This is a genomic window from Rhizobium sp. WYCCWR 11128 (genome assembly GCF_013416305.1).
Lineage (GTDB): Bacteria > Pseudomonadota > Alphaproteobacteria > Rhizobiales > Rhizobiaceae > Rhizobium > Rhizobium indicum.
The window spans coordinates 447,949-473,947 of record NZ_JACCEZ010000001.1; the positions used below are offsets into that span (position 1 = coordinate 447,949).

Annotated in this window: 28 protein-coding genes and 1 riboswitch; of the genes, 16 read left to right on the top strand and 12 right to left on the bottom strand. The window is 62.7% G+C overall.

The features are described 5' to 3' along the window. Positions 1 to 199: 199 nt before the first annotated feature. Together HX898_RS02235 and HX898_RS02240 are read right to left on the bottom strand one after the other, a co-directional pair. A complete protein-coding gene (locus HX898_RS02235; protein ID WP_180193876.1) occupies positions 200 to 1,570 on the bottom strand; it encodes a HAMP domain-containing sensor histidine kinase in 1,371 nt (456 codons plus the stop codon). Then, positions 1,567 to 2,229 carry a response regulator transcription factor gene (locus tag HX898_RS02240; protein ID WP_171598307.1) on the bottom strand — a complete coding sequence of 221 codons (663 nt, stop codon included), beginning with the start codon at positions 2,227 to 2,229 and terminating at the stop codon, positions 1,567 to 1,569. The genes HX898_RS02235 and HX898_RS02240 overlap by 4 nt, the downstream gene beginning before the upstream one ends. 145 nt (positions 2,230 to 2,374) lie before the next feature. On the opposite strand from HX898_RS02240, the gene HX898_RS02245 reads away from it, so the two are divergent. Together HX898_RS02245 and HX898_RS02250 are read left to right on the top strand one after the other, a co-directional pair. Beyond that, the gene (locus HX898_RS02245; RefSeq protein ID WP_180193877.1) at positions 2,375 to 2,863 is read left to right on the top strand and encodes a hypothetical protein; all 489 of its coding nucleotides are present in this window, start codon (positions 2,375 to 2,377) and stop codon (positions 2,861 to 2,863) included. A 68-nt stretch (positions 2,864 to 2,931) separates the two neighbouring features. Continuing rightward, the gene (locus tag HX898_RS02250) at positions 2,932 to 3,345 is read left to right on the top strand and encodes a hypothetical protein (RefSeq protein WP_180193878.1); all 414 of its coding nucleotides are present in this window, start codon (positions 2,932 to 2,934) and stop codon (positions 3,343 to 3,345) included. Positions 3,346 to 3,536: 191 nt separating this feature from the next. Here the strand turns inward: HX898_RS02250 and HX898_RS02255 are convergent, their stop codons facing one another. The 3 genes from HX898_RS02255 to HX898_RS02265 form a co-directional block, all read right to left on the bottom strand. Then, complete coding sequence (locus HX898_RS02255) at positions 3,537 to 4,523, bottom strand: aldo/keto reductase (protein ID WP_180193879.1); 987 nt, start codon at positions 4,521 to 4,523, stop codon at positions 3,537 to 3,539. A gap of 189 nt (positions 4,524 to 4,712) precedes the next feature. Next, positions 4,713 to 5,249, bottom strand: coding sequence for an AAA family ATPase (locus tag HX898_RS02260; protein ID WP_138387303.1), 537 nt, complete (start codon positions 5,247 to 5,249; stop codon positions 4,713 to 4,715). Positions 5,250 to 5,357: 108 nt separating this feature from the next. Then, positions 5,358 to 7,370: a BTAD domain-containing putative transcriptional regulator gene (locus HX898_RS02265; protein WP_180193880.1), complete on the bottom strand. Its 2,013-nt coding sequence runs from the start codon at positions 7,368 to 7,370 to the stop codon at positions 5,358 to 5,360. Between the two features lie 176 nt (positions 7,371 to 7,546). Here HX898_RS02265 and HX898_RS33500 point away from each other — a divergent pair, with 176 nt between their 5' ends. The 3 genes from HX898_RS33500 (at position 7,547) to HX898_RS02280 (ending at position 8,979) form a co-directional block, all read left to right on the top strand. Next, positions 7,547 to 7,810 (top strand): DUF1127 domain-containing protein, encoded by a 264-nt coding sequence (locus tag HX898_RS33500; RefSeq protein ID WP_180193881.1) that lies wholly within the window; start codon positions 7,547 to 7,549, stop codon positions 7,808 to 7,810. Between the two features lie 262 nt (positions 7,811 to 8,072). Then, positions 8,073 to 8,453, top strand: a complete 381-nt coding sequence (locus HX898_RS02275) for a VOC family protein (RefSeq protein ID WP_180193882.1) — start codon at positions 8,073 to 8,075, stop codon at positions 8,451 to 8,453. A 43-nt stretch (positions 8,454 to 8,496) separates the two neighbouring features. Continuing rightward, positions 8,497 to 8,979, top strand: coding sequence for a cupin domain-containing protein (locus tag HX898_RS02280; RefSeq protein WP_173883645.1), 483 nt, complete (start codon positions 8,497 to 8,499; stop codon positions 8,977 to 8,979). Positions 8,980 to 9,086: 107 nt separating this feature from the next. On the opposite strand, the gene HX898_RS02285 is transcribed toward HX898_RS02280, so the two are convergent. The 3 genes from HX898_RS02285 to HX898_RS02295 all read right to left on the bottom strand — a co-directional run bounded on the left by HX898_RS02285 (position 9,087) and on the right by HX898_RS02295 (position 12,049). Further along, entirely contained in the window at positions 9,087 to 9,431 is a 345-nt protein-coding gene (locus tag HX898_RS02285) for a response regulator (RefSeq protein ID WP_138387308.1), read from the bottom strand. A gap of 1 nt (position 9,432) precedes the next feature. Beyond that, positions 9,433 to 10,902, bottom strand: a complete 1,470-nt coding sequence (locus tag HX898_RS02290; protein WP_180193883.1) for an HWE histidine kinase domain-containing protein — start codon at positions 10,900 to 10,902, stop codon at positions 9,433 to 9,435. A gap of 151 nt (positions 10,903 to 11,053) precedes the next feature. After that, entirely contained in the window at positions 11,054 to 12,049 is a 996-nt protein-coding gene (locus HX898_RS02295; RefSeq protein ID WP_171598326.1) for an AraC family transcriptional regulator, read from the bottom strand. Positions 12,050 to 12,137: 88 nt separating this feature from the next. On the opposite strand from HX898_RS02295, the gene HX898_RS02300 reads away from it, so the two are divergent. Then, positions 12,138 to 12,506, top strand: a complete 369-nt coding sequence (locus tag HX898_RS02300; RefSeq protein WP_064652755.1) for a DsrE family protein — start codon at positions 12,138 to 12,140, stop codon at positions 12,504 to 12,506. 182 nt (positions 12,507 to 12,688) lie between these two features. After that, positions 12,689 to 13,969 carry a bifunctional sulfur transferase/dioxygenase Blh gene (blh, locus tag HX898_RS02305; RefSeq protein ID WP_180193884.1) on the top strand — a complete coding sequence of 427 codons (1,281 nt, stop codon included), beginning with the start codon at positions 12,689 to 12,691 and terminating at the stop codon, positions 13,967 to 13,969. 65 nt (positions 13,970 to 14,034) lie between these two features. Here the strand turns inward: blh and HX898_RS02310 are convergent, their stop codons facing one another. From HX898_RS02310 to HX898_RS02320, 3 genes are all read right to left on the bottom strand, one after another. Further along, a complete protein-coding gene (locus tag HX898_RS02310; RefSeq protein WP_171598296.1) occupies positions 14,035 to 14,637 on the bottom strand; it encodes a tetratricopeptide repeat protein in 603 nt (200 codons plus the stop codon). Positions 14,638 to 14,727: 90 nt separating this feature from the next. Further along, positions 14,728 to 15,276 carry a hypothetical protein gene (locus HX898_RS02315; protein ID WP_138387313.1) on the bottom strand — a complete coding sequence of 183 codons (549 nt, stop codon included), beginning with the start codon at positions 15,274 to 15,276 and terminating at the stop codon, positions 14,728 to 14,730. After that, positions 15,273 to 15,839, bottom strand: a complete 567-nt coding sequence (locus tag HX898_RS02320) for a TetR/AcrR family transcriptional regulator (RefSeq protein WP_171598294.1) — start codon at positions 15,837 to 15,839, stop codon at positions 15,273 to 15,275. Before HX898_RS02320 ends, HX898_RS02315 begins: the two co-directional genes overlap by 4 nt. Before the next feature lie 212 nt (positions 15,840 to 16,051). Then, positions 16,052 to 16,308: riboswitch (cobalamin riboswitch) on the top strand. Positions 16,309 to 16,484: 176 nt separating this feature from the next. Here HX898_RS02320 and HX898_RS02325 point away from each other — a divergent pair. The 3 genes from HX898_RS02325 to HX898_RS02335 are packed head-to-tail and all read left to right on the top strand — an operon-like array spanning position 16,485 to position 19,299. Continuing rightward, the gene (locus tag HX898_RS02325) at positions 16,485 to 17,501 is read left to right on the top strand and encodes an ABC transporter substrate-binding protein (RefSeq protein ID WP_138387315.1); all 1,017 of its coding nucleotides are present in this window, start codon (positions 16,485 to 16,487) and stop codon (positions 17,499 to 17,501) included. After that, positions 17,498 to 18,538, top strand: a complete 1,041-nt coding sequence (locus HX898_RS02330) for an iron ABC transporter permease (RefSeq protein ID WP_138387316.1) — start codon at positions 17,498 to 17,500, stop codon at positions 18,536 to 18,538. The genes HX898_RS02325 and HX898_RS02330 overlap by 4 nt, the downstream gene beginning before the upstream one ends. Further along, positions 18,535 to 19,299, top strand: coding sequence for an ABC transporter ATP-binding protein (locus HX898_RS02335; protein WP_180193885.1), 765 nt, complete (start codon positions 18,535 to 18,537; stop codon positions 19,297 to 19,299). Before HX898_RS02330 ends, HX898_RS02335 begins: the two co-directional genes overlap by 4 nt. 186 nt (positions 19,300 to 19,485) lie before the next feature. Here HX898_RS02335 and HX898_RS02340 read toward each other — a convergent pair whose 3' ends face one another. After that, complete coding sequence (locus HX898_RS02340; RefSeq protein WP_171598293.1) at positions 19,486 to 19,977, bottom strand: HIT family protein; 492 nt, start codon at positions 19,975 to 19,977, stop codon at positions 19,486 to 19,488. 178 nt (positions 19,978 to 20,155) lie between these two features. Here HX898_RS02340 and HX898_RS02345 point away from each other — a divergent pair, with 178 nt between their 5' ends. From HX898_RS02345 to HX898_RS02370, 6 genes are all read left to right on the top strand, one after another. Next, positions 20,156 to 21,079 carry an MYG1 family protein gene (locus tag HX898_RS02345; protein ID WP_138387319.1) on the top strand — a complete coding sequence of 308 codons (924 nt, stop codon included), beginning with the start codon at positions 20,156 to 20,158 and terminating at the stop codon, positions 21,077 to 21,079. A 272-nt stretch (positions 21,080 to 21,351) separates the two neighbouring features. Then, the gene (locus HX898_RS02350) at positions 21,352 to 21,741 is read left to right on the top strand and encodes a cytochrome c family protein (RefSeq protein WP_003540937.1); all 390 of its coding nucleotides are present in this window, start codon (positions 21,352 to 21,354) and stop codon (positions 21,739 to 21,741) included. A gap of 165 nt (positions 21,742 to 21,906) precedes the next feature. Next, positions 21,907 to 22,725 carry a cytochrome c oxidase subunit II gene (locus HX898_RS02355; protein ID WP_138334793.1) on the top strand — a complete coding sequence of 273 codons (819 nt, stop codon included), beginning with the start codon at positions 21,907 to 21,909 and terminating at the stop codon, positions 22,723 to 22,725. Between the two features lie 45 nt (positions 22,726 to 22,770). Further along, positions 22,771 to 24,549 (top strand): cytochrome c oxidase subunit I, encoded by a 1,779-nt coding sequence (gene ctaD, locus HX898_RS02360; protein WP_138334792.1) that lies wholly within the window; start codon positions 22,771 to 22,773, stop codon positions 24,547 to 24,549. Next, positions 24,546 to 25,265, top strand: coding sequence for a cytochrome c oxidase subunit 3 (locus HX898_RS02365; RefSeq protein ID WP_180193886.1), 720 nt, complete (start codon positions 24,546 to 24,548; stop codon positions 25,263 to 25,265). The genes ctaD and HX898_RS02365 overlap by 4 nt, the downstream gene beginning before the upstream one ends. A gap of 10 nt (positions 25,266 to 25,275) precedes the next feature. Continuing rightward, on the top strand, positions 25,276 to 25,995 hold the full coding sequence (locus tag HX898_RS02370) for a heme-copper oxidase subunit III family protein (protein WP_180193887.1): 720 nt from the start codon (positions 25,276 to 25,278) through the stop codon (positions 25,993 to 25,995). Positions 25,996 to 25,999 lie beyond the last annotated feature (4 nt).

The window sequence follows — 25,999 nt, forward strand, 5'->3', positions numbered from 1 at the left end:
CAGAGGCGAGGCGAAAGACGTCTCGGCGAGAGGGTGATGATCGGGGAGGAGTCTGGTTGCGGCTTTAAGGGAAGGGCATCAGAGAAGGTCGAGCGTTGCGGAGAAGACAAGTATCGGCCGCCAGCCCGCGGAATTCGCCGTTCGAAGGACTGGCATGGAGATGGGCGATATCCATCTTCGCCGCCCGACCAAAGGAATCCTACCCCACCACTCGCACCGCCACCGGCAAACACAGCACACTTCGCAACCCCGCCGCCCCATTTGCCTCAAGCACCAACGACCCGCCGTAAAGCCCCGCAAGCTCGCTGACGATGCTGAGGCCAAAGCCGTTGCCGGGGACGTGTTCGTCTTCGCGGACGCCGGGCAGGAGGACGGCGGCGAGGCGGTCCGGAGCGATGCCCGGCCCGTCGTCCTCGATGATGATGCGGGCGGTCGGGCCGTCGCGGCGGGCGCGGAGGGTGACGTGGGAGGCGGCCCATTTGAAGGCGTTGTCGATCAGGTTTCCGAGCATTTCCTCGACATCGCTTTCGTCGCAGGCGACGCGCAGGCCCTTTGATATATCGGTGTCGAAGGCGATCTTGCGCTCGGCATGGATCTGGCTGATCGCGCGGTGGACATCGGCGACTGAGGCCGCGAGGTCGGTGCTGGCGACATTGTCCGAGGAGGCCATCACGCGGCGGGCGGCGGCGAGGTGGTGTTTGATCCTGTTGTCGATGCGGGCGGCGAGGCTCCGCAGTGCGCCTTGCGGATCGTTTTGCTCGTCGAGCGCCAGGAGCAGGCTCGCCACCGGGGTCTTGAGGCCGTGGGCGAGGTTGGCGAACTGCATGCGCGTTGCCGCGAGCCTTTCTTCGTTGGCCGCCAGCAGCGTGTTGGTTTTCAGCGCGAGCGGCGCAAGCTCGACGGTTGGCTCATCGGGCAGGCGGGCGCGTTCTCCCCGGTTGATGGCATCGATGTTGGCTGCCATGGATTTCAGCGGCCTGAGACCAAAGCGGATCTGCCAGAGCGTGCCGGCCATCAGCACGAGGCCGAGCAGCAGCATGCAGGGCACCAGCCAGAAAAGGGCGCGCAGTGCCGGGCCGACGAGGGCGATCATCGGCGCCGTCGCGGTGATCGTCAGCGTCATGCCGTCGATGCTGCGCACGGCCTGGCGCAGATAGAGCAGTCCTCTTCCGCGATCACCGCCCCTGCCTGATGTCGGCAAACCCATCAACACATGGCGCAGATCCTGCCGGGGCGGCGGCGCGTCTATCGTGCCGTTCATCAGGGAGCGGGAGGTCAGGCGCTGTTGCCCGTCGTCGATCTGCCAGTACCAGCCGGATGAGGGGCGATCGAAGGGCGGCGCATCGAGCGGCGCGGACAAGGTGATCTTGCCTTGTGCGTCGCGCGTCACCGCGCCGGCAAGGGCGCCGATCTGTGTGTCGAGGCGCTGGTCAACCTGCTCGCGCACCACCGTTTTGAGCGCCAGCCAGAGCACGATGGCGGCCACAACGAGCGCCAGGGTCACGAAGATGCCGGAGAACATCAGCAGCCGGCCGGCGATCGATTTCGGTTTGAGGGAGGGCGCCTTCATGATGCCGACGTCAGCATATAGCCGCGGCCGCGCACCGTCTCGATATGGTCGGCCCCGAGCTTCTTGCGCAGGCGGGCAATGATGACCTCGATGGAATTGGAGTCGACTTCGGCATCGCCGTCATAGACGCGCTCGGTCAGTTCGCGCCGGTCGACGATCATCTCTTTGCGCAGCATCAGGCAGGAGAGCACCCGCCATTCCAGCGCCGTCAGCTTCAGCGGCAGGCCGTCGAGCTCGAAGGTGCCGAGCTGGGCGTCGAAGACCAGCGCGCCGCAGACGAGCCGCGAGGCGGCGTGACCGGACGCCCGGCGCACCAGGGCGCGCAGGCGCAGCACCAATTCCTCCACCTTGAACGGTTTGGCGAGGAAATCGTCGGCGCCGGCCTTGAAGCTCGCGACCTTATCCGGCCAGCCGTCGCGCGCCGTCAGCACCAGAACCGGCAGATTGCGGTCGCCCTCGCGCCAGCCCTTCAGCACGCTGACGCCATCGATCTTCGGCAGGCCGAGATCGAGGATTGCGACATCGAAGAGTTCTGTCAGACCCGCATGGAGAGCGTCCTCGCCGTTGCGAGCGATATCGACGACGAAATTTTCCGATCGCAGCACAGCGGCGATCCGGCCGCTCAGATCTTCGTCATCTTCGACGAGCAGTACGCGCATGGGGCAGGGCTTTCATCGCAGGGCGTCTCAGAGGACGGGCCAAAACTATCGGGCCGAGCTTAACTCAATCTGAACGGAGAGGTTCAGGCAGGCGAGGGGGTGTGGCGGCTAGATTGCGGCCATTACTGAAGCAAGGAGCAGATATATGCCGAACGAAGACCAGGACAACGCGCATTCCGAGGGCGCAGCCACGCCCGTGCCGCCCGTGCCGCACCGGCGCCGGCTGGCGGTCCCCGTTATCGCCGCGGCCGTGGCGCTTGTCATCGGTGCGGCCGGGGGCGCGGGCGCCGTGAAGATGATGCGCCCCACGCCCGAAATGGCGCCGCTGACGCCCGTGGCGATTTCGGCCATGCCGGTTTCGAGCCTCGTCACCATCAAGGGCAAGGTCGCCGAGATCTACGGCAACAAGTTTGTGTTGCAGGATGAGAGCGGCAAGGCGCTTGTTGAAACCGGCCGGGCCGGCGAGGATGGCGCTCTCGTCACCCAAGATGAAGCCGTCACCGTCCAGGGCCGCTTCGACGATGGCTTCGTGCATGCGAGCTACCTCGTTCGTCAGGATGGACGAACCGAAGCGCTGCGTCCGCCGAAAGGTCCTCCGCACAGACGATTTGCAGATTTCGATCACAGGCCGTGACGGGCGTGAACCAAAGCCGCGCTGCGGTGTTAACAGACACGCCTCATAACTCCGAAAGGAACGCTTCCATGCAACGACTTCTGCTATCAGGCCTTGCCCTTGCCGCACTGGCCGGCACCGCCTTCGCCCAGCAGCCGCCGGCTCCGCCATCCGCCGGGACGCCGCCCGCAGCGGCTGAACCCGGCTCGCCCCCTCCGCCGCCGTCTCCGTCCGCTCCTGGTGACGATGAGCAGATGACGGACCGGCCGGATGCGAGGCCGGGAGATCGCCCGGATTATCGCTGGCATGGTCGGAGAGGCGACATGGGCTTCCGTGGTTTCCGCGGTCATCGCCCGCCACCGCCACCGCCGTCCAAGGCAGCGCATTTCCGGATCGAGGATGGGAACACCCGGATCGATCTCAAATGCGCCGAGGACGAACCGATGAAGGCCTGCGCCGATCTGCTGCTCCAGGTGATGGACCGCCTGCAGGGCCAGGACTGATCATCCGCGCTTGAGGCGGGTGCCACACGATTGCAGCCGCCCGCGTCTCGCGGGCGGTTTTGCGGGTTTCTCGGAGGCCGTGACACCGCCGTCGAGACGCCATCTTCTCGACCTGAAGGAAATGCTCCCGCCGCCCGAATTGATCGATCCCTTGTCATGGGGATATAGCGTCGGCGACTGGGGGCGTCGGCTCAGCGCGTGACGCGGGCTGCCGATGTTCCCGAGTAGCGGTCGCCGTGGATCTCGATGCCTGAGAAGACCGCGTCGATCTCGGCCAGTTCCTCCGATGTGAAGGTGATGTCGGCGGCGGCGATATTCTCTTCCAGCCGGTGCAGCTTGGTGGTGCCGGGAATGGGGACGATCCAGGGTTTGCGGGCCATCAGCCAGGCGATGGCGACCTGGGCCGCGGTGGCGTTTCTGCGAGCGGCGATCGCCTCGATCGCATCGACCACCGGCTGGTTTGCCTTGCGGTTTTCGGCCGAGAGGCGCGGATTGGTCTTGCGGTGGTCGTTGCCGCCTTCGAAACTGGTGTTCTCGTCCATCGTGCCGGTGAGGAAGCCGCGGCCGAGCGGGCTATAGGGCACGAAGCCGATGCCGAGTTCTTCGACGATGGGCAGGATTTCCCGTTCCGGGTTGCGCCACCACAGCGAATATTCGCTTTGCAACACGGTGACCGGCTGGACGGCATGGGCGCGGCGGATGGCTTCGGCGCCCGCTTCTGACAGGCCGAAATGCAGCACTTTGCCAGCGCCGATCAGATCCTTCACCGTGCCTGCCACCTCTTCGATCGGTACGGCAGGGTCGACCCGGTGCTGGTAGAAGATATCGATGCGATCGGTGCGAAGCCGCTGGAGGGCTTCTTCGACGACCACGCGGATGCGTTCGGTCCGGCTATCCAGGCCGACTTCCGGCCGGCCATCCTTGAAGCCGAATTTCGTCGCGATCACCACCTCATCACGGATCGGCGCCAGCGCCTCGCCGACGAGATCCTCGTTGGTGAACGGCCCGTAGGCCTCTGCCGTGTCGAAGAAGGTCACGCCCCGCTCATGCGCCGCCCGCAAGAGCGCAATGGCATCGCCGCGCTCCATCGCCGGCCCGCGATGGTAATTCAGCCCCATGCAGCCGAAGCCGATCGCCGATACGTCAGGGCCTCTTTGGCCGAGCTTGCGCTTGATCATTTCAAGTCCTCCTTCCCAGGTTTGATCCCAAGATAGGGCAAAGTCCGGAGGCGATTAGCCGGGGATATCGGCATGAACTTATGAGGTCCGCTCATGAATTTCCCGGCTCGCTCGGAGAGGACGAACCGGGATCGGGTAAGAGAATCCCGGCAGTGTCTGCCGCTTGCGCCAAAAGCCGAGGGGCTGGCGTTATGACGCCAGGCGAAACGTGCCGCTGCTCATAGCCTCGATCACCGTGCGCAGCGTATCTTCCCTGTCGTGCCCCTCCGTCGAGACGACATGTTGTTCGAACGGGCCAAGTGACGAGAATTGCTGATAGAGCGCCGCAATAGGGCCGGGATCGGTCAGCGTGTCGCCGCCGCGCTCCCGGCAGCGCCGGATGGCGACATCGAGCGGCGGACGCAGAATCACGTAGTGGAGGGGTGCCGCGATTTTCCGGAACGGTTCCAGGAACCACGGCCCGACGATGCCGTCCACGACGACGAAGTAGCCGCCGCCGGCATAGCCTGTCGCCGCCTTGGTCAAGACATCGACGACGACGACATTCTGTTCATGCGCTTCCGGCAGATAGGGCGGGATCACGCCGTTCTTGATGAAGTGCCAGAAGTCGTCGCAATGAAGATGAACCTTCGGCGAGCCGGGCTCGCGGGCGAGCGCCTCGGCCGTCGTGGTTTTCCCGGAGCCCGGCGGCCCGGTGAGAATGAGAACTTCGCCCGTGTGATCCATCGCGCGGCATTTTCGCACGAAGCAGCATCGTTTCGCAATTAGCCGATAGGGGGGTCGGCAATAGCCCGGCATGACCCCTTCGTTCGGAAGAAGCCGCTGAAGCGGCGGCTACTCCGGTAGTCCCGCCATCCTGAGAGCCTCGATATATAGATTGCGATCGTCCGGTCGCCGGAATGGTGGCAGCACGTCGGCGAGATTGGAAAGTCGGAGTGCTGGGTCCATCAGGCACAGGCGGGCGATCGTTTCCCGGGCTTGCGCAAGCCGCCCGGCCATGGCCTGGCTCGCCGCCATCACGCGCATCGCGCTCGGGTAGTTCAGCTGGTGGCGTAGCGATTTTCCTGCCCAGACGGCAGCATCGTCATAGTGGCCGGCGCAAAAATGCGCGAGACCGATGTTGAACTGCCAGGCAAACAGGCGCGGATCCAAAGGGCTGAGACGCATGGCGAGTGTTGCGTGTTCAATGGCCCTATCAGGCTCGCCCAGGCACGCCTTCACCCAACTGCTGACGCCGAGCGCAGCCGCCAGGTTCGGGTTGAGGAAGAGTGCGCGATCGATGCAGGCCGCACTGTCATCGAGGTCGCCGCCGACATAACCGATGACATATCCGCCGTAGGTGAGCGCAACCGCATCGTCCCAGCCGAGTTCGACCGCTCTCCTCGCCAGCCGGGTCGCTTCGGCAGTCTCGTCTGCGGGATTGAGCATCCAGCCATTGCTCTTTCGTGTGGCGTAGCAGCGTGCCGCCCGTGCATGCGCTACGGCGAATTCCGGGTCACGCTCGATTGCCTCCCTGAAAAGCCGCAGCGCCTCGTCGATGACCGATCGGTTGGTGACCGTCCGGTCGAAGGCCGCCAGGCCGCGGAGATAGTAGTCGTAGGCGTCGAGGTTCTCTGTCGGCTTGCGTTTGGCACGCTCGATCTCAGCCTCCTCCACTTTCGGCGTTATGGCGCCGACGATGCTCGAGGCGACCTGATCCTGGAGATCGAAGACATTCGCCAGGGTTCCGTCAAAACGATCGGCCCAAAGATGTGTACCGGTCGACGTATCGACGAGCTGCCCGGCAATGCGCAGGCGGTCACCCGTCCGGCGCACGCTTCCTTCGACCACATAGCGCACGTCCAGCTCGCGCCCGACCTGCTTTATGTCGACCGCCTGACCTTTGTAGGTGAAGCTCGAATTCCGGGCGATGACATAGAGGTGGCGGAATTGAGCAAGCGCGATGGTGATGTCCTCGACAATGCCGTCGGCGAAATACTCCTGCTCCGCGTCGCCGCTCAGATTCTGAAACGGCAACACGGCAACCGATGGCCGGTCGTGATGTTTCGCCGAGGCTGAGATGGCCTGCGGCTGCAGCGCGAGGTCGGGGCTCGGTGTGGTCCGCTGATGTTCAGATCCCTGGCGCGATTGCAGCGAAGCGGCCAGGGAAGAGGTCTCTGCCTCGGGTTCTGCCTGAAGATGCTTCTTCAAGAACGCCCGACAGGCCTCGAACTGGCGCAAGGCCGCGTTTTCGTGACCCCTGAGAGCGTGGATCCGCATCAGCGCCCGATGGGCTGCCTCCATGGTCGGGTCCACAGCCAGCAGCCTCTCCGCCAGCGCTTCGCAGGCCGATTCTTCCGCCGCGCCCCGCTCGGAGAGCGCGAGGCTCAACCGCTCCACCAGCTGCAGCGCCTTGCGTTGATATGTGCTCTGGTAAGGTCCAAACCACTCATCCAGCCCGTCCGGAATGGCCTCGCCTGCGAGCACCTCGCCACGGTAGAGATCGGCGGCGAAGGCGAGATCGGCGGTCCGACCTGCCTCCAGTTTACGGTCGAAGATCGAAATGTCGGTTTCATCAGGACCTGTTATCAGCGCGACGGTCTCCTGATCCCCGTCGATGTAGACGGCGGCATCCCCGCCAGCCGGGAACGATCGTCTGATATCGACCAGCGCCTGGCGCAGGCTGTTGCGGGCCTGCTCATTGCTTCGTCCCGGCCAAAAGGTCTCGGAAAGCAGTTCCCTGCGATAGCCGCGGCGGCCTGCGAGCACGAGGGCAGCAAAGAGAAGCGACGTCTTGCGCGTGGTGAAGCGAACCTGCCGATGCTCCGGCGAAGTCACTTCGAGGCCACCCAGCAACCTGATGCGCACAGATTGTCCCCCAGATTTCGACTGCCGCCGCAGAATAGCATCTCGGCAAAGAGATTTAACACCGATTTAGCGGCGGCTTGTCGAAGTTTTCCCGGCCGTTCACGCTGAGCCGAACAGCGCGAAAACACCCGCGTGGCAGGCTCCCACTTGCAAATCTCACAGATGGGAGACTGAAAATGGCTCACACGGAAACTCATGCCGGCATCAGCGCGCCGGAAAGACCGGTGTTTGGGTCCGGGGCGAACAGCGTAGCAATCATCGTCGCTGCCCTGAGGAAGTGGCAGCGGAGCGTCGCAAGACGGAAGGCATTGGCAGATCTGACGCCCGACCAGCTGAGGGACATCGGTTATCCCCGGGATGACATCGGCCATCCCCAAGTCAATCGACCTGTGCTCGAAATCAAAGCAGGGCTGATGACGAAGTTGATGTCGATGCGATAGTCGGAATGTTCGACTGCGCGGACGCGTCGGCTGTCGGTCGACAAAGCGAGGATGCCGATCGATTTTCAGCATGCACAGCCCCGTCAATGATTGGCGGGGCTTTTGCTGTCTGGCGGGCAGGTGGGCTGCGGGTGTGGGCGAGTCCGCTCTGTCTGGGCAGGGACCGCTGATCTGGCATTCACCCTTCGCCATCAGTCGTCAGTTTTTCCGCCGCGGCGATTTCGACTATGATGGGACGCTGGGACGATAGGGAGGGCACGGTATGATCGATCATATCACCATCGCAGTGGGTGACCTGCAGAAGAGCAAACTGTTCTATGAGCGCGCTTTCGAACCCCTCGGTTATCGCCTCTCCTTCGGGAAGGAGGGCGTGTTCTGGGCCTTCGATGTCGGCGGCAGCCTGTTCGAGATCCAGCACACCGACGACAAGCCGCCTTTGACGCGTGTGCACGTTGCCTTCCGGGTGCAGAGCAGGGCGGAGGTCGAGGCGTTTTATCGGGCTGCGCTCGAAGCCGGCGCCCGGGACAACGGCTTGCCCGGCCCGCGGCCGGAATATGAAGAGAACTATTATGCCTGCTTCGTTCTCGATCCCGACGGATACAATATTGAAGCGATGCTCAACCAGCCGGCGCCGCATGGGTGAGGCGCAGGCTCCGCCCAAAGATTGCAATCGAGGGGAGGTGGATATGTCGAGTTTCAGGAATGCTGTCGTCTCTTTACCCGGCAAGGAGCGTGTGGCGAAGACGCCGTTTGGCGCGAGGATCGTCATCCATGCCACGGCCGCCGAGACCGGCGGCGCGTTCGGGATGTGGGAAACCTTCACGCCGCCCGGTCATGGTCCGGCCCCGCACACGCATACGCGGGAGATTGAAGTCTTTCGGGTCATCCGCGGTCTCTATCGATTCCAATGCGGCGACGAGGCGTTCGACGCGCCTGTGGGAACCGTCGTCGTTCTGCCGCCACATGTACCGCACAGCTGGCGAAACATAGGCGACGAACCCGGCCAGATGTTCGGCACAGTCACGCCAGGCGGCTGCGAGCAAATGTTCATCGATATCGAGGCTTTTGGTGCCGATACGCCTGAGAAAATCGCGGTGATCGAAGCGCGACTGGGGATCATCAACGACATCACGCTGGCCCTCGGATTGACAGGCCCGCAACCGCGCTGATCGATCATCTGCGTGTCGATCGGATCCAGTTCAGCCCTGCGCCATCGCCCGCCACAACACGTCTCATTGGAGCGGCTCTTCGACTTGGGCGTCGGCCTTCTTGGGTCTCAACCGACAGTTTCGATGACAGCGGCAAGATCGGCAGTTGTGAACGGCTTGGTCAGCACCGGTCGGCCGGCAAAGGCGGGATCGATACCCGCTGGCCCATATCCGGTTGCGAAGGCAAACGGGATACCGCGCTGCTGAAGGACTGTCGCCACCGGGAATGACTGATGCCCAGCCAGGTTCACATCGAGAATGACGAAATCAAGATTTCCATCGGCGGCAACCTCCAGCGCCGTGGGCAAACGCGCGGCTGTCGCGACGACCTCGTGACCGAGGTCGATGAGCATATCTTCGATCATCATGGCGATGGTCATTTCATCTTCAACGACAAGAACGCGCTTGGCCATGTCATTCGTTCCGAAGACGGTCTGCCGGAGCGTCGAGGCTGAAGGAAAAACCCGTTTCTGCAAACGAAATCTCCACATTGCCTCCCGTCTCCGCGGCGAGGCCGCGCTGTATGAGGACCGTGCCGAATCCCTTCCGCTTCGGCTGTTCGACAGGCGGTCCGCCATGTTCGTTCCAGTCTATGCGGTAGCGTTGCGTTCCGTCGATGATTTGGAGGGAACATTTGACGCTGACGGCGCCGCCGTCATTCGACCATGCGCCATGGCGCACAGCATTCGTGCCGAGTTCGTGAAAGGCCATGGTCAGGGCCAGCGCCGTCTTTGCGGAAACCCGGATTTCGTCTCCGGTCAACTCCCACCGCCCGCCGTCCGGCCGATGTGGAACGGTCGCCTGGTCGAGCGTCTGTTTCAAGGAGGCGCTGCTCCACAATTCGCCTGTCAACAGATCATTGGCACGGCCGAGCGACACCAGCCGCGCCGTGAAACTGTCCAGTGCACGAGGGATGTCTTCGGCATCCCGGAAGGTGCGGTACGCAAAAGCCTGCACCATCGCCAGATTGTTCTTTACGCGATGGTTGAGCTCATGAACGACAAGTTCCAACTGCTGCTGTTTGCGTCGCCGCTCGGTGATATCGGTCGCGGCCCCAAACCATTCGACGATGGCGCCTGCGTCGTTCAGGAGTGGAACAGCCCGTGACAGCACCCACCCGGTGCTGCCGTCGGCCCGCCGGACGCGATGCTCGCATTCGAAAACACCCTTACTTGATATGGCCTCGTCGATCACCGCCTGGATCGCGGGAATGTCCTCGGGAAATAAATAGGCCTCCTGCCACGCGACAGTCGGATCGGCCGTGTCGGCGAGAACGTTACGACCGTCGAGCTGCTGCATCTCCTTCCAGTCGGCACTCATACGATAGACGATGTCGGTCGTCGCGGTCGTGAACGCCCTGAACCTCTCTTCGCTCTCGCGCAGTCGGCGCTGGCCAAGGACGCTTTTCGTCGTTTCGACGACGATCGCGATGACGCCGGCGGGTTTGCCGCTTTCGTCGAGGACGGGCGAATAGTCGAGGTTCATCCAGGCGGGAGCCGGACTGCCATGGCGCAACAGCGTCAGCTCCTGGTTCTCGTAGGCGAGCGTTTTCCCCGACAGTCCGACTTTCATCACATTGTCATTGAAATCGGCAATTTCGCTCCAGCCCTCGCGGACCTTGGAACCGAGAAGATCCGGATGGCGGCTGCCTGCGAAGACGGAGTAGGCGTCGTTGTAGATCATCACACCGTCTTCGCCCCAGAGAAGAACGATCGGCACGGGTGAAAGCAGGAGCATATTCGTGGCCGTCTTCAGACTTTGCGGCCAGAGGTCGAGAGGACCGAGCGGCGTCTTGCTCCAGTCGCGGGTCTGGATCAGCCGGCCAATTTCCCCGCCACCGACAGGAAAGCGAGCTGTAAGTGGCTTAGGGGATTCGGAATCCAAGGCTCGCTCCAGAATTTGATGGTTTTTCTAATTAGCGCATCCTTTGATTCTTTCCACCCATGAGTGTCGCGGCATTCTGCAACCAACCTCATCTTTCGCGGCTCCTGCGGCGCGCCTCAGAACGAGGCTCTCCTCGGGTGCCGATCACCCTCTACGCCCGCGCCATCGCCCGCCATGCTGCCGGCGGGGTGGCGAAGGCGCGGGAGAAGGCGCGGTTGAAGGCGGCTTCGGTGGCATAGCCGGCTTCGTAAGCGATCGTCGCGATCGTCTGGCCTGAGGTGGCGAGCGCGACGCTTGCGAGGTAGAGCCGCCAGTCCCTGATATAGCGGATCGGCGAGGTATCGAGCATTGCCTGGAAGCGGTCGGCGAGGGCGCTGCGTGACTGGCCGGCGGCGGCGGCGAGGTCCTCCAGCGACCAGTCACGTTTGGGATCGTCGTGAATGAGGGAGAGGCAGCGCGACAGCGCCGGGTCGGCGAGCGCTGCCAGCCAGCCGACCGAGCGCGGCTCGGCCATCATGATCTGATGGCGCAGAATCTCGATGAAGACGATTTCCGTCAGCCGCGGCAGCATCGAGACGCCGCCGGCGCGAGGCCTGTCGACCTCCTCGACCATCTGGCGGATGGTGGCGCGCAGCCAGTCGCCGTCATTGGCGGCTCGTGTCCTGACATGGATCAGCTTGGGCAGCGCTTGACGCAGCGGCGCAAAGCTCAACCCGTCCCATTGCAGATAGCCGCAGAGCAGCCGCACCCCTTGAGCCGCCTCACCATAGCGCAGCACGGGAATCTCACGCCATGGCTTCTGCGGAAGGTCGCGGGTTGGCAGGACCAGCGTGCCGTCTCTGCCCGCGCCGAGCTGATGGCCGGTGCCGAAGGGGAAGACCAGTACGTCGCCGGCCTCCAGCTCGCTCTCTTCGCCTTCCGTTTTCAACCAGCAGCGGCCCTCCACGACGATGTGAAACGGCATCGTGCCCGAAGCCTTGGCCGAAAGATTTGCCAGCGACGGCGCGGCATCGGTCTGCCAGTCGCCCGTCGGCATGAAGCAGAACTGCAGCGATCCCGAAAGGCGGATCGTCGACAGCAGCGCCGACAGCACGTCGTCGCGCGCAACACCCGCAGCGTCTGGATTTTCGGACAAGGCTTCACGCATTCCGGCCAAATACGCGCCCCGCGCACCCTCCTATGGTGTTCCCGCTCGCTCGTAGTGAGCGTTCACGTCAACTCACTGGGAGAATACTATGCAAACTCAAAGCGACAAACTGGTCGTGCTTGTTACCAAGGGCATCGAATCCGAACTGTCCTCCGTCGCCTTCACCATTGCCAATGGCGGCATCACCGCCGGGCTGAAGGTTTCTGTGTTCCTCACCAGCACCGGGATCGACCTGGTGCGCAAGGGCGGCCAGCGCATGACGCATGTGCCGCCGCTCGATCCGCTGTCGAGCCTGATCGAGAATTTCCAGCAGCGCGGCGGCACGATCTGGGCCTGCCCGCCCTGCGTCGCCTCTCGCGGTTACACGCAGGAGGACATGCTCGACGGCGTCGTCATCGTCGGCGCCAGCGCCATGCATGCCGAGATCAAGGAGGGTGCTGCAACGCTGTCGTTTTGACGATACACCGTCGGGATGGGCGGGAGTTCGGGCGGCGTCTCCCGCCGGCGTCGTCAGGCTTTGCGGACCGGCGACAGGCGCGGAGGAATACCAAGCGCCTATTCTTGCGCTCGGCAATATACTTGTGAGATTGTATCGATATACATGCGATAATGCCCGACGAAGGCAGCGCGGGGACTTCGATGACATCCGTGAAGGTCAATGAGCTGATATCGGTGGCGGGGCAGCCCGATGCCGCAGGCTTTGCTGCCTTCGCGGCTCAAGGCTTTGCCGCCGTCATCAATGCCCGGCCTGACGGCGAGGAGCCGGAGCAGCCGGGCAATACGGTGGAAAAGGCTTCCGCCTCCGCGGTCGGGCTTTCCTACAGTTTCGTGCCGGTGAAGGGGACCGAGATCACCGAAGCCGATATCCGCGCCTTTCAGTCGGCGATGGCGCAAGCGAAGGGGCCGGTTGTCGCCCATTGCAAGAGCGGCACGCGGGCGCTGATGCTCTATGTGCTGGGCGAGGTGCTGGATGGGCGGATGAAGCCCGGGGATGTCGAAGCCTTCGGTCAAAACCTGGGTTTCGATCTTGCCGGCGCGCGCCGCTTTCTCGAGAAGCGGGCAGGGCAGGTGCCTCATGTGAAGGCCTTCTTCGAGCCCCGCACCTGCAGTGTGCAATATGTCGTTTCCGACCCGGCGACGAGACGCTGTGCCATCATCGACCCGGTGTTCGATTTCGACGAGATGTCGGGGGCGACGGGAACGGCCAATGCCGACGCCATCCTCGCTCATATCGAAAGTGAAGGGCTGACAGTCGAATGGATCCTCGACACGCATCCGCATGCCGATCATTTCTCCGCCGCGCATTATCTGCATGAGAAGACCGGCGCGCCGACGGCGATCGGCGCCCATGTCACCGACGTGCAGAAGCTCTGGAAGGAGATCTACAACTGGCCGGCCCTTAAAACCGACGGTTCGCAATGGGACCGGCTGTTTGCCGATGGCGACACGTTCGAGATCGGTGCGCTTAAAGTCCGCGTGATGTTTTCGCCCGGGCACACACTCGCCTCGATCACCTATGTGATCGGTGACGCCGCCTTCGTGCACGATACGGTGTTCACGCCGGATTCCGGCACGGCGCGTACGGATTTCCCCGGCGGCAGTGCTGCCGCCCTCTGGCACTCGATCCAGGCCATCCTGTCGCTGCCCGAGGAAACCCGACTCTTTTCCGGCCACGATTATCAGCCAGGCGGCCGGCACCCACGCTGGGAAAGCACGGTGGCGGCGCAGAAGCGCTCCAATCCGCATATTGCAGGCATCGACGAGGCCGGTTTCGTGGCGCTGCGCCAGGCACGCGACCGCACGCTGCCGAAGCCGAAGCTGATGCTGCACGCGCTGCAGGTGAATATCCGCGGCGGACGGCTGCCCGAGCCGGAGGGGAATGGCCGGCGGTATCTGAAGATACCGCTGGATGCTTTGTGAGAGCGGGGATAGTTGGCCGGTGACGACGTCTGGACGCTGCGCCGCCCGGGAAAAAGAGCTGGGTATCAGGAGCGACCTTTGCCATCGAGCAATTCTGACACCGGTAGCGGCAGGTCTGGATGTGCACGGCATAATCCGAGTAGATCTTCCCTTGCATCCGGGTAATCCTGAAGTGCAGCACGACGGTACCATTTGAATGCTTCTGTCAGATCGATCTCGCAGCCCACGCCGTGCTCTTTCAACTGGGCTAGCCTGTACTGTGCACCAGCATGATCCTGATCTGCGGCTTGGCTGTACCATCTGACAGCGTCTGCTGCATCGATATCGCAACCGTCGCCGTCTTCTCTCATCAAGCCCAGCAAATATTGCGCGTCGGCGTGGCCTTGATTGGCGGCTTTCTCAAGCCACTCGCAGCCTTCGGGCGCGCTCTGTGCAACTCCGTCCCCCATGAGATAGAGGCCCGCCAGGAGGAATTGCGCGTCGGCATGACCTTGTTCGGCGGCTTTCTGAAGCCATCCCGCGCCTTCTGTTTTATCGCGGGTGACACCTTCACCTCGTGCGGTGATGTGGCCCAATTCAAATTGTGCTTGCGCATCGCCTTGCTCGGCTGCTTGGCGAATCGCGTCTATCCTGGCGGCGGCGAGATCGGTGCTATCCGGATTGCTCATTGCTACATCAAACCTCGTTGAAATCGGTGGCGCCAAAACTATGTCGGGGCCTGCCTTCCGCAATCCGTCGTGACGCAGGTCCGGCAACGACTACGCCTGCGGATGTCCCAGCGCTTTTTCCAGCACGCCAGGCGGCAGCTTCTGCGCGAGGGCATCGCCAAGCTTTGCCTCGAGGTCCCGCAATTTGCCGTCGAGGGAGGGAAGGCCCGCGGGGCCGAAGGCTTCGATGTAACGATCGGCTTCACCCTTTGCCAGGAATTCGACCAGGACGTTGTCCTCGACCCAGAGCTTGACGATCCGGAAGAGGCCGGTTTCCACCTGCTCGGCGCACCAGCCTTCGCGGGCGGCGGCAGTCTCGATCGACGCGGCGTCTACCGCGGCGCTGACCAGCACGTGGGCGGTGACCGGCTCGAAGGTCGCCGGGCGCTGGCGGATGCCGAGCGGTGCGTCCGGATCGAAGACCGCGGTTGCGGGCAGGATTTCGAGGAAGGAGCCTTGCGTATCGCCCGATACGACGAGCCAGGCGTCATGGGGAAAGGGCGGGGTCGGCGCCCGCAGCGCGGTCGCCTCCATGAGCTCCGCCAGCACCCGGGCGACGCGACCGGGATCGCGCACGCCGAACGACATGTGATGAATCATCGCGCGTCTCCTTCCATTGTTGCCGGCTGGCGGGCCTCGGTCCCGCGGGAACGCCGGCGTGCATCGTCGATCAGGGCCTGCACGGCCCATTGCGCGGCCTTCGCGGCTTCAGCGCCCGACAGGCTCCAGTTATCTTTCATGCTCTCCCATCCCGAAGCAGAGCAGAGCGCTGTCACAGCGGCGAGCAGATGCCGGGCATCTTCTGCGGGAATCGTCCCGGTGACATCGCGCAGCGCGATCGAAAACTTCTCGCGCCGCGCCTCGGCATGGGCGAGCCTCACCGCGCGACCATGAGGATTGTGCAGCATCGCTCTCACCAGCGGCTCGTCGCGGTCGAAGGCAGAAAAGAGCTCGGGAATATGCGCCACTACTTGCTCAGGCGAAGCCGGCAGCGCCGGCACGGCGATCAGCGCATTCACCCAGTGCCAGAACGCGGCGAGCAGTGTCTCCTTGTTGGCGAAATAGCGATAAAGCGTGCGCTGCGGCACGCCGGACTGGCGGGCGACGAGATCGAAGGTGACCTCGTCGCTACCGGCGCGCAACAGGGCGGCAAGACCTTCCATGATGCGGTCCTGCGTGATGGTCGCCAACTCTTCGCGGGCCGTGGGTCGAGGCGGTGTCACTTTATTCATGGCAGTATTAATGCCATAATGGCAGCATTGCTGTCAAACGTCTTCTGGCAACCGGCGGTTTGCGCGGTGAGACGGCATGAAGCGCATTTGTCGGTGAGGCGGCATGACACGCGGGAATAGTTATTGACGCCGGGCGGGCCGGCGACGTAACTGGGTGCGACGGTTCCCTGAAGATGACTCCAAGGGGATTAATAGGGAACACGGTGAGGATGACCCAGTAGGGACCGAGACCGTGGCTGCCCCCGCAACTGTAAGCGGATTGTCGATCATCTCAGGAGTGGCCAGCGACTGGCCATCTCTGAAGGGCTCATGGCCCTGCCACTGCGAGATATCGCGGGAAGGAGGATGAAACGACGGATATCCGCAAGCCAGGAGACCTGCCGTCAATCACGATCCAATCAACCGGGCGGGGATGCCCGGACAAGGAACAGATATGATTGACCTGCTGAACCTTCGCCGAATTCCGGCATGCATCCGTCTCGATTGGGCCTCCTGCGGCTAGTGCACGCCTAAGCGTGCTTTCGGTCCGCGCATATGCGCGGAACGGCCGTGATTTTCCCTTCATCGAGGTTTTCCATGCGCCAGATTCTCGCCACCATGACATTTGCCTTCGGGCTCGCCGGCTTTGCGGCACCAAGCCTTGCCGCGACCCGATATCCCTTGACCATCACCAATTGCGGCCAGCAGGTGACCTTCGAAAAGGCGCCATCCAAAGTCGTTTCGATCGGTCAGGGCATGACCGAAGTGCTCTTCTCGCTCGGCCTTGCCGACAAGATCGCCGGAACGGCCGTCTGGGTCGGTCCCGTCCTGCCGCAATATGCCGAGGCCAACAGCAAGATAAAGCGGCTTGCCGACAACGACCCGAGCTTCGAATCCGTCGTCGGGCAGGAGCCCGACCTGGTGACGGCCGAGTTCGAATGGCATGTCGGCGCGCAGGGCTCGGTCGGCAAGCGGGAGCAATTCAAGGATCTCGGGATCAATACCTATCTCGCGCCGGCCGATTGCGTCGCCAAGGTCAACACTGATGGCGGCGACGGCGTGCGCAAGGAGCTGTTCACGATGGACCTGATCTACCGGGAAATCGCCGAGCTCTCGGAGATCTTCGACGTCAAGGAGCGCGGCGATGCGCTGATTTCCAAGCTGAAGAAGCGCGAGTCGGATGCCGTCGCCTCGATATCAGGCGCGTCGGGCAAGAACCTGCCCGTCGTCTTCTGGTTCTCCAGCAAGGAGGTCAATGGCGACGCCTTCATCGCCGGCAAGAACAGCGCGCCCGCCTATATTCTGAAGACGATCGGTGCGAAGAACGTCGTCACCACGGAAGAGGAATGGCCGCTGGTCGGTTGGGAAACCATCGCCCAGGCTAACCCTGCCGTCATCGTGCTCGCGACCATGGACCGCCGCCGTTACGCCGCTGACGATCCCAAGGTCAAGGTCGATTTCCTCGAGAACGATCCTGTGACCAAGGAGCTGGACGCGGTCAAAAACAAGCACTTCGTGATGATGGACGCGCAGTCGATGAACCCGACGATCCGCACGATCGACGGTATCGAGACATTGGCGAACGGCATCAAGTCCTTCGGCCTGGCGCAGTGAAGGCAGTGTCGGTCAGGCAACAGGGATGGTGGGCGCTTGCCGCGCTCACCACGGCGGCACTTCTCCTGCTCGGGCTGATGGTCAGTCTTGCCGTTTCGATCGGCGAGATCGCGATCCCGCTTGCGACGACGGCGGAGGCGATTTCGAACCGTCTGTTCGGAACGGATTTCGAGCTCAGCCGCATCCACCAGGGCATCGTCTGGGATTATCGTCTGAGCCGCGCGCTCGTCGCGGCCAGCGCCGGCGCGTCGCTCTCGCTTTCGGGCGCGATCCTGCAGGCGCTGCTGCGCAATCCGCTGGCCGAACCCTACGTGCTCGGCATCTCCGCCGGTGCCTCGACGGGGGCCGTCTGCGTGATGATCCTCGGTTTCGGCTACGGTGTTCTCGGCCTGTCGAGCGGCGCCTTCATCGGTGCGGTCATTGCCTTTTTGCTGGTCGGCATCCTGGCGACGGGTGCGGGGGGAACCGGTGAGCGCATCATCCTGTGCGGCGTCGCCGGTTCGCAGCTCTTCAATGCACTAACCTCCTACATCGTGACGACATCGGCGAATGCCGAGCAGGCGCGCGGCATCCTGTTCTGGCTGCTGGGTTCGCTCAGCGGCGTGCGCTGGCCCGATGTCTATCTGTCGGTGCCAATCGCGCTTGCCGGCTTCGTCATCTGCATGGCCCATGTGCGGGCGCTCGACGCCTTCGCCTTCGGCACGGATGCCGCCGCCTCGCTCGGCATTGCCGTACGCCGCGTCCAGATCGTGCTGTTCGCCATGACGGCGGCGATGACGGCAAGCGTCGTCAGCATGGTGGGTTCGATCGGCTTCGTCGGCCTCGTCATCCCCCATGCCGCCCGCTTCCTCGTCGGGCCGGCGCATAGGCGGCTGCTGCCGGCAACGGCGCTCGGCGGCGCGATCTACATGGTCGGCGCCGATATTATTTCGCGCATCATCATCCCGCAGCAGATCCTGCCGATCGGGGTCGTCACCGCGCTCTTCGGCGCACCGGCCTTCGCCGTCATCCTCTATCGTGTGCGGGGGAAGGCATGAGCATCAGCATCGACGAGGTGAGCTTTGCCGCCGGTAATATCGTCATCGTCAACGGCGTCAGCCTGACGGTGGAAAAGGGCAAGGTGCTCGGTCTGCTCGGGCCGAACGGTTCCGGCAAGTCGAGCCTTCTCAGATTGATCTGCCGGCTGCGCAGGGTTCGCAGCGGCATCATCCGGCTGGGTGACGACGACATTTCCTCGCTGCCGCACGCAGCCCTTGCGCGTCGCGTCGCCTTCGTCGAGCAGCAGTCGACGACCGATACGCAATTGACCGTGCGCGACGTGGTGCGGCTCGGCCGCACGCCGCATCGCGGGCTGTTGTCGTCCTGGGGTCCCGGAGACGACGCCGCCGTCGACGAGGCCCTGTCGCGGGTGGGTATGCAGGAGAGGGCGGGCCAGCTCTGGCAGACGCTGTCGGGCGGCGAGCGCCAGCGCGTCCATATTGCCAGATCGCTGGCGCAGGCGCCGAGCGAACTGCTGCTCGACGAGCCGACCAACCATCTCGATATCCAGCATCAGCTCGACATTCTCTCGCTGATTTCGAAGCTCGGCATCACCTGCATCGTCGCGCTGCACGACCTCAATCTGGCGGCGATGTTCTGCGACAGGCTGGCGGTGCTTCAGAAAGGCGAGATCGTCGCCTCCGGCGCGCCGGAGGAGGTGCTGACCGAGGATATGATCGGCCGGGTCTTCGGCGTTCGCGCCCATGTCCAGAAATCGGCCGTGCATGGCCGGCATCATATCCAATACGTCATGGATTGACGGATGGCCGGGAATTTCGATCTCAAGGAGGGGATCCGGGATTGTTGGTCGAGACGGTCGGAGACCTTCGACCTCGCTTTCGGCCACAGGATCGCCAGCGGTCACAAGGCCGGCGCTGTCTCTTCATGCATGCCGTCCTGCCAAAACCGCTGGGCATTTTCCGGCGACATGCATGAGTACAAAGATCTAAAGCGGCGGAAACCGCATTGCTTCCCGCAGCAACTTAATAGCCTCTGAGATCGAAGGCCCTCTGATCGGCGGCGGCTCTGCGCGTTCACAGAACTCTCGCCAGACAAACAGTGTCAGTTCTGCGCCATCCGTTGCGGTTTCCCCCGGTCCCTCTGCAAAATTCTCAAGCAGGCGATATCGAGCGTCCTTCCAGAACAACGCCTCCACCCATTCATATATCGGGATCACATGGAAGTGGATCGGATAACCGGGCGTGTGTCCATACCGGCCGATATAGACGCGCTGAGCATTCAATTGCCGTTTCAGCGTACTCTGAGCCCTTGCGAGCAATGGGCCGAATTCGGCCAAAGCGTCTTCAGGCAGATCCGACAGATCGTTGGTGTCGGTCTTGGAACTGATCATGAGGTAACCGGGAAGGGCGGAGTTCATGCGGTGGTTCACAAGCCATCCGGCCGTCTCGACAACGTGAAAGCGCTGAGGGATCTCCACGGACTGCCTCTTACTCCTGATGCCCCGTCAGGGGACGCTGTAACACATTGGATTGCTGCATAATTTTATCCTTAAATCGACTGCAATTTAAGGTATGGGTTGAGATAGCAGCCGGCAACGGTTATCTCCAGCCGACCTGCAAGCGGATCGTCCGCGAACGACAAGGCGCATAGCTCCCATGATCCCCGATTTCCTCGTCACCCATTCCGGTGGCTTTCATGCCGACGAATTGCTGTCGAGCGTCATCCTGACCCGGCTTTTCCCGCAGGCTCGTATCGTTCGCAGCCGCGCGGCGGAGTGGATCACGCCGGGCGAAGACCGGATCATCTACGATGTCGGCGGAGCCTATGATCCCGCTGCCGGGATATTCGATCACCACCAGCGCGGCGCGCCGTTGCGCGACGATGGCCAGCCCTACAGCTCGTTCGGCCTGATCTGGAAGCATTACGGCCGTGATTATCTCGCAGCCTTCGGCCTTCCCGAAGCGCATGTCGAGGCGATGCATGGCTCTTTCGACGCCAGCTTCGTGCTGCCGGTCGATCTGACCGACAATGGCGCGCTCAGCCCATCCGGGCCGCTGGCCGCGCTGACGCTGCCGGCGCTGCTGGAAACCCTGAAACCGGTTTTCGACGAAGCAGACCCTGAGGCCGACGATCGCGCCTTCCACACGGCCCTTGCCATTGCCCGCAGTTTCGTCGAGGCCAGGATCGCTCAGAGTGCCGCAAAATTGCGGGCCGAGGCGATCGTGCATCGGGCAATCGAGGCTGCGGGGCAGGGGCGTGTTCTGGAATTGCCGAGGGGCATGCCCTTCCGTCCCGCTATCGTCAAGGCGGGCGCCGATCACCTGCTGTTCGTCGTCCACCCGCGCGAAAAGGATTGGTGCGTGACCGGCATCCGCCGCGCCGAGGACGGGTTCGAGCTCAGGGCCGACCTGCCGGCGGCCTGGGCCGGGCTCACCAATGGCGCATTGGAGGCGGTTTGCGGCATAGAGGGCGCAAGCTTCTGCCATAACGGCCGCTTCATCGCTGCCGCCAGGACCCGCGAAGCCGCTCTCGCCATGGCCGAGCTGGCGGTAAAGGAGGCGCTTTCGATCGGCACGTAGGTCAAATGGCGGCAGTTGAGGTGGCGCGGGGCCTGCATCATATCCATTACGCCGTGGATTGAAGGATAGCTGGCCGGATTTTCGATCTCAACGAGCTTATCCGCGTCTCGAGTCCCCCGGACATCAGATGGCGTTCAAGTGGCCCCAATTGTGGGGCCGATTGACTTGTTGCCGCGAAGGACTAAGCTTTATGCCATAACAACCACTACTCCCACGCGAGAGATTGCGGAGGGTGCAAGTGGCTGGCAACCTTGAGGAGGATGAGGTTTGCCATGGATTACCGTGTTGTTCTGCTGATCGCCACATCCGTGATTGCTCTTTCCCCTGCTGACGCCGGGGCGCAGGAGGGCGATGCGACGGCGGGTGCTGCCGTTTTTAAGAAATGCGTGACCTGTCATGTCGCCGATTCCGATACGAACAAGGTCGGCCCGTCGTTGAACGGGCTGTTCGGCCGGAAGGCCGGAACGCATCCCAATTACGCCTATTCGGCCGGGATGAAGGCGGCCGGCGAGGGCGGTCTCGTCTGGGACGAGACGGTGCTGCGCGACTATCTGCACAATCCGAAGGGGAAGGTGAAGGGTACGAAGATGGCCTTCGTCGGGGTGAAGGACGACCAGGAAATCACCAATCTCATCGCCTATCTCAAACAATATTCCAAGTGATGGGCAACATTCCCCGCGACGGGCAATACTCCAAATGGCGGCTCGCGGCCCGGGGCGCATGCCTAAATTGCCGTAATTGCCGATATTTTCTATCTGTGCGATAATAAACACGGACTTTTTGCGGAATGCGGTTTCACGGGTCGACCTGCTCGAGGAGGAGCGGACATGGCTGTCGTGCTGATCCTCGTCCTGATTGTCGTCGGCTCCGTGCTGTTCCATGTGCTGAGCCCGTGGTGGTGGACGCCGATCGCGTCCAACTGGACCTATATCGACACCACCCTCGTCATCACCTTCTGGATCACAGGCATCGTCTTCGTGGCGGTGGTTTTGTTCATGGCCTATTGCGTCTTCCGCTTCCGGCACAAGCCGGGCAACCGTGCACATTACGAGCCCGAGAACCGCAGGCTGGAATTGCTGCTGGGAGGGGGAACGGCGGTCGGCGTTGCGGCGATGCTGGCGCCCGGCCTGATCGTGTGGAACCAGTTCATCACAGTGCCTGCCGATGCCGCATCCGTCGAGGTCGTCAGCCAGCAGTGGCTGTGGAGTTTCCGGTTGCCCGGAGCCGACGGAAAGCTCGGCCGCGCCGAAACCGGCGACGTCACCCCCGAAAACCCGCTCGGCCTTGATAAAAACGACGCAAGCGGCCTTGACGACGTGATCATCGAGGGCGGCGAATTGCATCTGCCGATCGGCAAGCCGGTGCACATATTGCTGCGCTCGGTCGACGTGCTCCATGATTTCTACGTGCCGGAATTCCGCGCCAAGATGGACATGATACCCGGCATGATCACCTATTTCTGGTTCACGCCGACGCGGACAGGGACCTTCGACATCCTCTGCGCCGAACTCTGTGGCGTCGGCCATGGGCAAATGCGCGGCACCGTCGTTGTCGAGGAGGATGCGGATTACCAGACCTGGCTCGGGCAGCAGCAGACATTCACCCAGCTTACGGCGTCATCGGGAGAGATGCCGCCGGCAAACTGACCCCCAGCGGTCGCAGACCGCTGGGAGACGAAGGGGAGAGAGATCATGGTCGAGATTCCATCCGACAGCGCAGGCGCCGTCCCCTCTGCTGAAGTCGAGGATGTCGAACTCTATCATCCGAAAAGCTGGTGGACAAAATATGTGTTCAGCCAGGATGCCAAGATCATTGCCGTCCAATATTCGCTCACGGCGATCGCAATCGGCCTAGTGGCGCTGGTACTCTCCTGGCTGATGCGGATTCAGCTCGCCTTTCCCGGCTATTTCACCTTCATCGATGCCGATCATTATTATCAGTTCATCACCATGCACGGCATGATCATGGTGATCTATCTGCTGACCGCACTGTTCCTCGGCGGCTTCGGCAATTACCTCATTCCGCTGATGGTCGGCGCGCGCGATATGGTGTTTCCCTACGCCAACATGCTGAGCTATTGGATTTACCTGCTCGCAGTGCTGATCCTCGCTGCGGGCTTTTTCGCCCCCGGAGGCCCGACGGGGGCCGGCTGGACCCTCTATCCGCCACAGGCCGTTCTCTCCGGCACGCCTGGCGGCAAGGACTGGGGCATCCTGCTGATGCTCTCCTCGCTGATCGTCTTCATCATCGGCTTCACCATGGGTGGGCTGAACTATGTGGTGACTGTGCTGCAGGGGCGGGCGCGCGGCATGACACTGATGCGCATGCCGCTCACCGTCTGGGGCATCTTCACCGCGACCGTGATGGCGCTGCTCGCCTTTCCCGCGCTCTTCGTCGCCTGCGTCATGATGATGTTCGATCGCCTGCTCGGCACGAGCTTCTTCATGCCTGCCATCGTCGAAATGGGCACGCAGCTACAGCATGGCGGCGGCAGCCCGATCCTCTTCCAGCACCTCTTCTGGTTCTTCGGGCATCCGGAGGTCTATATCGTCGCGCTGCCTGCCTTCGGCATCGTTTCGGACCTGATCAGCACGCATGCGCGCAAGAACATCTTCGGCTACCGCATGATGGTCTGGGCGATCGTCATCATCGGTGCGCTCAGCTTCGTCGTCTGGGCGCACCATATGTATGTCAGCGGCATGAACCCGGCCTTCGGCTTCTTCTTCGCCACGACGACGCTGATCATCGCTGTCCCGACGGCGATCAAGGTCTACAACTGGGTGCTGACACTGTGGCGCGGCGACATCCACCTGACGCTGCCGATGCTCTTTGCGCTCGCCTTCATCGTCACCTTCGTCAATGGCGGTCTGACGGGCCTGTTCCTCGGCAACGTCGTCGTCGACGTGCCGCTGTCGGACACGATGTTCGTCGTCGCGCATTTCCACATGGTCATGGGTGTGGCGCCGATCCTCGTCATTTTCGGGGCGATCTATCACTGGTATCCGAAGGTGACGGGACGCATGCTGAACGACGTGCTCGGCCATATCCACTTCTGGATCACCTTCCTCGGCACCTATGCGATCTTCTTTCCGATGCACTATCTCGGCCTGCTCGGGGTGCCGCGCCGCTACTTCGAGATGGGAGAGACGGCCTTCGTTCCGCCTTCGGCCCATACGCTGAATATCTTCATCACCGTCATGGCGCTGATCGTCGGGGCCGGACAGATGGTCTTCCTGTTCAATCTGGTCTGGAGCCTTTTCCGGGGCAGGGAGTCCGGCGGCAATCCCTGGCGGGCAACGACGCTCGAATGGCAGACGCCGCAGACGCCGCCCGCCCACGGCAACTGGGGCAAGGATCTGCCTGTCGTCTACCGTTGGGCCTATGACTACAGCGTGCCCGGGGCGGCCGAGGACTTCATTCCGCAGACGGTGCCATCAGGCGGCGGCGTCACACGGGAGGTCCACGCATGAACGTCATGCTGATCTTCCTCGCCGCAGTCGCCGCCATTATCTTCTGGTGGCTTTCCGGGCAGCGGTTGACCTCGAAGCCCTGGCTCGAAACCGGGTCGGTGCAACTGCCGGGTCATGACGGTGCCGAGCGGCAAAGGCTGCCGGCGCCGGCGGTGAAAATCGGGCTCTTCGTGTTTCTCGGCGTCGTCGGCGCTGTCTTCAGCCTTGCCGTCAGCGCCTATTTCATGCGCATGGCGTCGACCGACTGGTGGGCGACGCCTGTTCCCCGGCTGCTCTGGGTGAACACTGCGGCACTGGCCTTAAGCAGCGCTGCCCTTCAATGGGCGAAAAGAGAAGCAGGTCATGGCCGCATGGAAGTGCTGCGACCGGCGCTTGCTGCAGGGCTTGCGCTTGCCATCTTCTTCCTCGTCGGACAGATCCAGGCATGGCGGGAGCTGACGGCGGCCGGGTACGTGCTGGCCGATAACCCTTCCAACAGCTTCTTCTACATGCTGACCGGGCTGCACGGCCTGCATATCCTCGGCGGGCTTGCCGTGCTCGCGCACACGACGGTCGGGGCCTTTTCAACGGCTGTGGCGACGGACAGGCTGCGCCTCCGCGTCGATCTTTCCGCCATCTACTCGCATTTCATGCTCGCCGTCTGGCTGTTGCTCTTCGCGCTCTTTGCCGGATGGGCGAATGATTTCGTCGATCTCTGCCGCACACTGCTCAGTTAGGAGATTGCAGATGGTACATCCCGTCCAGACACACGGCGAGCCAGGCCTCAGCCCGGTTGGCCTGCGCGGTGTCGCTGCCGATTTCAGCTCGGATCAGCGCGCCTTCAAGACCGCCTCCTGGGGCAAGGCGATGATGTGGATCTTCCTCTTGAGCGACACCTTCGTCTTCGGCTGTTTCCTGATCGCTTATATGACGGCCCGGATGTCGACGCCGGTTGCATGGCCCAATCCGAGCGAGGTCTTCGCGCTGCATATCGGCGGCCAGAACGTTCCGCTGATCCTGATCGCGATCATGACTTTCGTGCTGATCTCAAGCAGCGGCACCATGGCGATGGCGGTCAATTGCGGCTATCGCCGCGATCGCCGCATGACCGCGGTGCTGATGCTGCTGACGGCGGTTCTCGGAGCCTGCTTCGTCGGCATGCAGGCCTTCGAATGGACGAAGCTGATCACCGAAGGCGTTCGCCCCTGGGAGAACCCGTGGGGGGCGGCACAGTTCGGATCTACCTTCTTCATGATCACCGGTTTCCACGGCACCCACGTCACGATTGGCGTCATCTTCCTGCTTATCGTCGCCCGCAAGGTCTGGCGCGGCGATTTCGACGTGGAACGGCGCGGCTTCTTCACCAGCCGGAGAGGCCGCTACGAGGCCGTCGAAATCATGGGCCTCTACTGGCACTTCGTCGACCTGGTCTGGGTCTTCATCTTCGCGTTTTTTTATCTGTGGTGAGGTC

What these genes read in the sequence shown, in the direction of transcription:
- HX898_RS02235 (WP_180193876.1), bottom strand. Translation starts at nt 1,570, where the DNA reads ATGAAGGCGCCCTCCCTCAAACCGAAATCGATCGCCGGCCGGCTGCTG.
- HX898_RS02240 (WP_171598307.1), bottom strand. Translation starts at nt 2,229, where the DNA reads ATGCGCGTACTGCTCGTCGAAGATGACGAAGATCTGAGCGGCCGGATC.
- HX898_RS02245 (WP_180193877.1), top strand. Translation starts at nt 2,375, where the DNA reads ATGCCGAACGAAGACCAGGACAACGCGCATTCCGAGGGCGCAGCCACG.
- HX898_RS02250 (WP_180193878.1), top strand. Translation starts at nt 2,932, where the DNA reads ATGCAACGACTTCTGCTATCAGGCCTTGCCCTTGCCGCACTGGCCGGC.
- HX898_RS02255 (WP_180193879.1), bottom strand. Translation starts at nt 4,523, where the DNA reads ATGATCAAGCGCAAGCTCGGCCAAAGAGGCCCTGACGTATCGGCGATC.
- HX898_RS02260 (WP_138387303.1), bottom strand. Translation starts at nt 5,249, where the DNA reads ATGGATCACACGGGCGAAGTTCTCATTCTCACCGGGCCGCCGGGCTCC.
- HX898_RS33500 (WP_180193881.1), top strand. Translation starts at nt 7,547, where the DNA reads ATGGCTCACACGGAAACTCATGCCGGCATCAGCGCGCCGGAAAGACCG.
- HX898_RS02275 (WP_180193882.1), top strand. Translation starts at nt 8,073, where the DNA reads ATGATCGATCATATCACCATCGCAGTGGGTGACCTGCAGAAGAGCAAA.
- HX898_RS02280 (WP_173883645.1), top strand. Translation starts at nt 8,497, where the DNA reads ATGTCGAGTTTCAGGAATGCTGTCGTCTCTTTACCCGGCAAGGAGCGT.
- HX898_RS02285 (WP_138387308.1), bottom strand. Translation starts at nt 9,431, where the DNA reads ATGGCCAAGCGCGTTCTTGTCGTTGAAGATGAAATGACCATCGCCATG.
- HX898_RS02295 (WP_171598326.1), bottom strand. Translation starts at nt 12,049, where the DNA reads ATGCGTGAAGCCTTGTCCGAAAATCCAGACGCTGCGGGTGTTGCGCGC.
- HX898_RS02300 (WP_064652755.1), top strand. Translation starts at nt 12,138, where the DNA reads ATGCAAACTCAAAGCGACAAACTGGTCGTGCTTGTTACCAAGGGCATC.
- blh (WP_180193884.1), top strand. Translation starts at nt 12,689, where the DNA reads ATGACATCCGTGAAGGTCAATGAGCTGATATCGGTGGCGGGGCAGCCC.
- HX898_RS02310 (WP_171598296.1), bottom strand. Translation starts at nt 14,637, where the DNA reads ATGAGCAATCCGGATAGCACCGATCTCGCCGCCGCCAGGATAGACGCG.
- HX898_RS02315 (WP_138387313.1), bottom strand. Translation starts at nt 15,276, where the DNA reads ATGATTCATCACATGTCGTTCGGCGTGCGCGATCCCGGTCGCGTCGCC.
- HX898_RS02320 (WP_171598294.1), bottom strand. Translation starts at nt 15,839, where the DNA reads ATGGAAGGTCTTGCCGCCCTGTTGCGCGCCGGTAGCGACGAGGTCACC.
- HX898_RS02325 (WP_138387315.1), top strand. Translation starts at nt 16,485, where the DNA reads ATGCGCCAGATTCTCGCCACCATGACATTTGCCTTCGGGCTCGCCGGC.
- HX898_RS02335 (WP_180193885.1), top strand. Translation starts at nt 18,535, where the DNA reads ATGAGCATCAGCATCGACGAGGTGAGCTTTGCCGCCGGTAATATCGTC.
- HX898_RS02345 (WP_138387319.1), top strand. Translation starts at nt 20,156, where the DNA reads ATGATCCCCGATTTCCTCGTCACCCATTCCGGTGGCTTTCATGCCGAC.
- HX898_RS02350 (WP_003540937.1), top strand. Translation starts at nt 21,352, where the DNA reads ATGGATTACCGTGTTGTTCTGCTGATCGCCACATCCGTGATTGCTCTT.
- HX898_RS02355 (WP_138334793.1), top strand. Translation starts at nt 21,907, where the DNA reads ATGGCTGTCGTGCTGATCCTCGTCCTGATTGTCGTCGGCTCCGTGCTG.
- ctaD (WP_138334792.1), top strand. Translation starts at nt 22,771, where the DNA reads ATGGTCGAGATTCCATCCGACAGCGCAGGCGCCGTCCCCTCTGCTGAA.
- HX898_RS02365 (WP_180193886.1), top strand. Translation starts at nt 24,546, where the DNA reads ATGAACGTCATGCTGATCTTCCTCGCCGCAGTCGCCGCCATTATCTTC.
- HX898_RS02370 (WP_180193887.1), top strand. Translation starts at nt 25,276, where the DNA reads ATGGTACATCCCGTCCAGACACACGGCGAGCCAGGCCTCAGCCCGGTT.